The sequence below is a fragment of the Nostoc cf. edaphicum LEGE 07299 genome, from assembly GCF_015207245.1.
GTDB classification, from domain to species: Bacteria; Cyanobacteriota; Cyanobacteriia; order Cyanobacteriales; family Nostocaceae; genus Nostoc; species Nostoc edaphicum_B.
This window is the reverse complement of the sequence record NZ_JADEXF010000731.1, coordinates 1-3310: the sequence shown is the minus strand read 5'-3', so window position 1 is coordinate 3310 and position 3310 is coordinate 1. Positions and strand designations below refer to the sequence as shown.

The 3310-nt window shown below is 41.7% G+C and carries 4 protein-coding genes; 3 read left to right on the top strand and 1 reads right to left on the bottom strand.

Translation table 11 applies throughout. The features are described from left to right. The first annotated feature begins 152 nt into the window (after positions 1-152). From IQ229_RS19725 to IQ229_RS19715, 3 genes are all read left to right on the top strand, one after another. On the top strand, positions 153-923 hold the full coding sequence (locus IQ229_RS19725; protein WP_194046642.1) for a class I SAM-dependent methyltransferase: 771 nt from the start codon (positions 153-155) through the stop codon (positions 921-923). A 130-nt stretch (positions 924-1053) separates the two neighbouring features. Further along, positions 1054-1752, top strand: a complete 699-nt coding sequence (locus IQ229_RS19720) for a glutathione binding-like protein (RefSeq protein ID WP_194046640.1) — start codon at positions 1054-1056, stop codon at positions 1750-1752. Between the two features lie 65 nt (positions 1753-1817). Continuing rightward, positions 1818-2378: a GNAT family N-acetyltransferase gene (locus tag IQ229_RS19715; protein ID WP_194046638.1), complete on the top strand. Its 561-nt coding sequence runs from the start codon at positions 1818-1820 to the stop codon at positions 2376-2378. An 89-nt stretch (positions 2379-2467) separates the two neighbouring features. Here the strand turns inward: IQ229_RS19715 and IQ229_RS19710 are convergent. Next, positions 2468-3310: cytochrome P450 (locus IQ229_RS19710; RefSeq protein WP_194046636.1), on the bottom strand; the 843-nt coding region annotated here is incomplete at its 5' end.

The window sequence follows — 3310 nt, the reverse complement described above, 5'->3', positions numbered from 1 at the left end:
AGATATATCACTGATTTTTATTGTCACGAAAAATTACTATTATCTCAGTATTCTCCGCCAACCCCGCAGTGCTTGGACTTATAAAGTAGAACTACGTCCGTGGGTAGAGAACTTCTAAGCTAAACAATTGTTACAAAAATAGTTTTGCAGGTATGAAAATTGATTTTGGTGCAACTGCTACTGACTATGCAAAACACCGGGCTGGCTTTCCCAGTTCATTATTTAACAAACTGTCTGAATATGGTATAGGTTTACCAGGGCAGAATATTGTTGACCTCGGCACAGGAACACTAGCGCGCGGGTTTGCCGATAGAGGTGCTTATGTAATTGGCATAGATCCATCAGCCTCACTGTTAGAACAAGCAAGACAGTTAAGCGAAGCTGTCCAACTAAAAGTAGATTATCGAGTCGCAACTGCCGAGAATACCGAGTTACCAGACGCCAGTGCGGATGTGGTGACAGCGGGACAATGTTGGCATTGGTTTGACCGTCCGCGGGTCGTCCAGGAAATTATTCGCATATTGAGAGGAAATGGCTTGATCGCGATCGCACATTTTGATTGGATACCCTTAAAAGGTAATGTAGTTCAAGCAACGGAACGACTGATCAAAGCTCATAATCCCGTGTGGAATTTGGACGGCGGTAATGGATTGTATCCCCAGTGGTTACAAGATATTGGCGAAGGAGGTTTTCGAGAAATCCGCACATTCTCTTATGATGTATTTGTCTCTTATACACACGAAGACTGGCGGGGACGAATTCGAGCGAGTGCTGGTGTGGGAGCCAGTTTGACACCAGAAAAAGTAGAAGTATTTGACCAGGAATTGGCAACATTGCTCGAAACACAATATCCTACACCAATTCTTCAGGTTCACCATAGAGTTTGGGCTGCGATCGCAAAAGCACCACAATCTAATTCGTAATACTTCTCTACGAGAGGCTGCGCCAACGGCTACGCTCAGTACAAATTCGTAATTCGTAATTCGTAATTAAGAGATGTCTCTAACACACTATTAACCTACAAAACAATCGCACAATTTTAGGAAAATAACCATGATTGAACTTTACTATTGGGCAACTCCAAACGGTCATAAAATCACGATTTTCTTGGAAGAAGTCGGCTTACCATACACTATAATTCCTGTGAATATTGCGGCTGGGGATCAATTTAAGCCAGAATTTCTAAAGATTTCTCCTAACAATCGTATGCCTGCGATCGTTGACCACGAGCCAGCAGATGGAGGTGCGCCAATTTCGGTATTTGAGTCTGGGGCAATCTTGCTATATTTGGCAGAAAAAATCGGCAAATTAATCCCCCAAGATTTACGTAATCGCACTCAAGTTTTAGAATGGTTGTTCTGGCAAATGGCAGGATTAGGGCCAATGGCGGGACAAAATCATCACTTTAGTACTTATGCTCCCGAAAAGATTGAATATGCTATTAAACGCTACGTGAATGAGACAGGACGTTTATATGCAGTGCTGAATAAGCAACTAGCAGATAGAGAATTTGTCGCTGGCGATTATTCCATCGCCGATATTGCTGCTTATCCCTGGATAGTGCCCCATGAACTCCAAAGTCAAAACCTAGAGGATTTTCCTCATGTTAAACGCTGGTTTGAGACAATTAAAGCTCGTCCAGCAACAATTCGCGCCTACGAGAAAGCCGAAGCATTGAAAACTGAAGCGCTCGATCCAGATAAGTTACGAAATTTGTTATTTAACCAGTCGGCGAAAACTATTCAGCCTTGAGCCTTTTGAATTGTTACTGTGGCGATCGCTAATTTAGCTCTAACCCCAGATCATCAGTCGCAACTATGAGCAACGATTTCTTACTATCTTCCTTTCCTCAATTAGAAACAGAAAGGCTCCTTCTTCGTGAGACAACGTTACAGGATGCTGAGGTTATCTTTGCTATATTCTCCGATCCGAGCGTGACTCAGTTTCACGATCTTGATACCTTTACTTCTATTAAAGAAGCGATCGCTGTCATTGAACGTAGAGCCAAGAGGTTTGAGCGAGGAGATGGAATTCGCTGGGTAATTATCCGTAAGCAAGACAACGTTTTGATTGGTTCTTGTGGGTTTACCTGGAACTCACAAGAACACTCAGCCGAAGTCGGTTATGAGCTTGCCAGTACTTTTTGGAGACAAGGTATCATGACTGAGGCGGTGAGTACTATCTTGCAATTTGGGTTTGAGAAAATGGGTTTGCGTTTTGTTATTGCCCACGTCATGCTGGAAAATATCGCTTCTAAAAAGTTGCTAGAAAAGTTAGGTTTTCACAGTCAGGGTATACAGAAACAGTATACCTTCTTCAAAGGGCAATATCACGATCTGGAGCAATTTGTGCTTAAAAATAAAAAACTAAGTGAGTAAGTTAGCAATAGATACAGCCTGATATTGAGTTTAGTTTCTCAGTTCGAGATTGCTGACCGACATAGATTCATGATACAGAGCGACTAAATTTATTTCTGAGTATTATTAATTTTGAATTTTGAATTTTGAATTTTGAATTCGGAGCCAAGCGACGTGACTTGCGCCTGTAATTTTCCTTCAACTTGAAACGGTAGTTGATGATAGTTGTTAGGTTCATATTCTGGTGTCACTTCCCAATCATATCGTTGTAGCAATGTTGCCAAAAAAATCTTCATTTCCATCTTGGCAAACTCTATTCCAATACATATATGTTCGCCACCACCAAAACCAATTAAAGCAAAGGAGTCTTTTTTATCTTCTTCGCGGGGAGGGGCAAAGCGTTCTGGATCAAAACTTTCTGGGTTAGTATAAATCTCGCTCATGCGATGCGTTAATCCTTGAGCAACAATCACCACCCAACCGGGAGGAATGCGATAACCTGCGTATTCAATTTCTTTTACAACTCCCCGAAACAGCACTACACCTGCGGGATTGTAAAGTCGTTCTATTTCTTTGAAAAAATAAGTCATTTGATTAAGTTGCTTGAGGTGTCCCAAGTTCAAAGGTTCATCTTTGACAACTTCTGTAAGTTCTTGGCGGAGTTTCTCACGCCATTGCGGACGCGCTGCCAATTCAACCATTGCCCACGTTAAGGATGTAGCAGTAGTGAAATGCGCTGCATTTAATAAGTGTATGAGTTCATCTACGATCTGCGACTGGGCAAAAGCATTTTCCTCTTCACCTAATGCTGCCAAAAACAATCCTAATACATCACAAGATTCTTCTAAGTTGCCTTGAAGTTTACGTTCGCTGATAATTTTTTCTAAGAAAGCTTTCAATTGACGACGAGCATTTTGGGAACGACCATATTTTGTGAATGGTATATCTAAGCG

Coding starts and splice junctions, on each gene's coding strand:
- IQ229_RS19725 (WP_194046642.1), top strand. CDS start 153: ATGAAAATTGATTTTGGTGCAACTGCTACTGACTATGCAAAACACCGG.
- IQ229_RS19720 (WP_194046640.1), top strand. CDS start 1,054: ATGATTGAACTTTACTATTGGGCAACTCCAAACGGTCATAAAATCACG.
- IQ229_RS19715 (WP_194046638.1), top strand. CDS start 1,818: ATGAGCAACGATTTCTTACTATCTTCCTTTCCTCAATTAGAAACAGAA.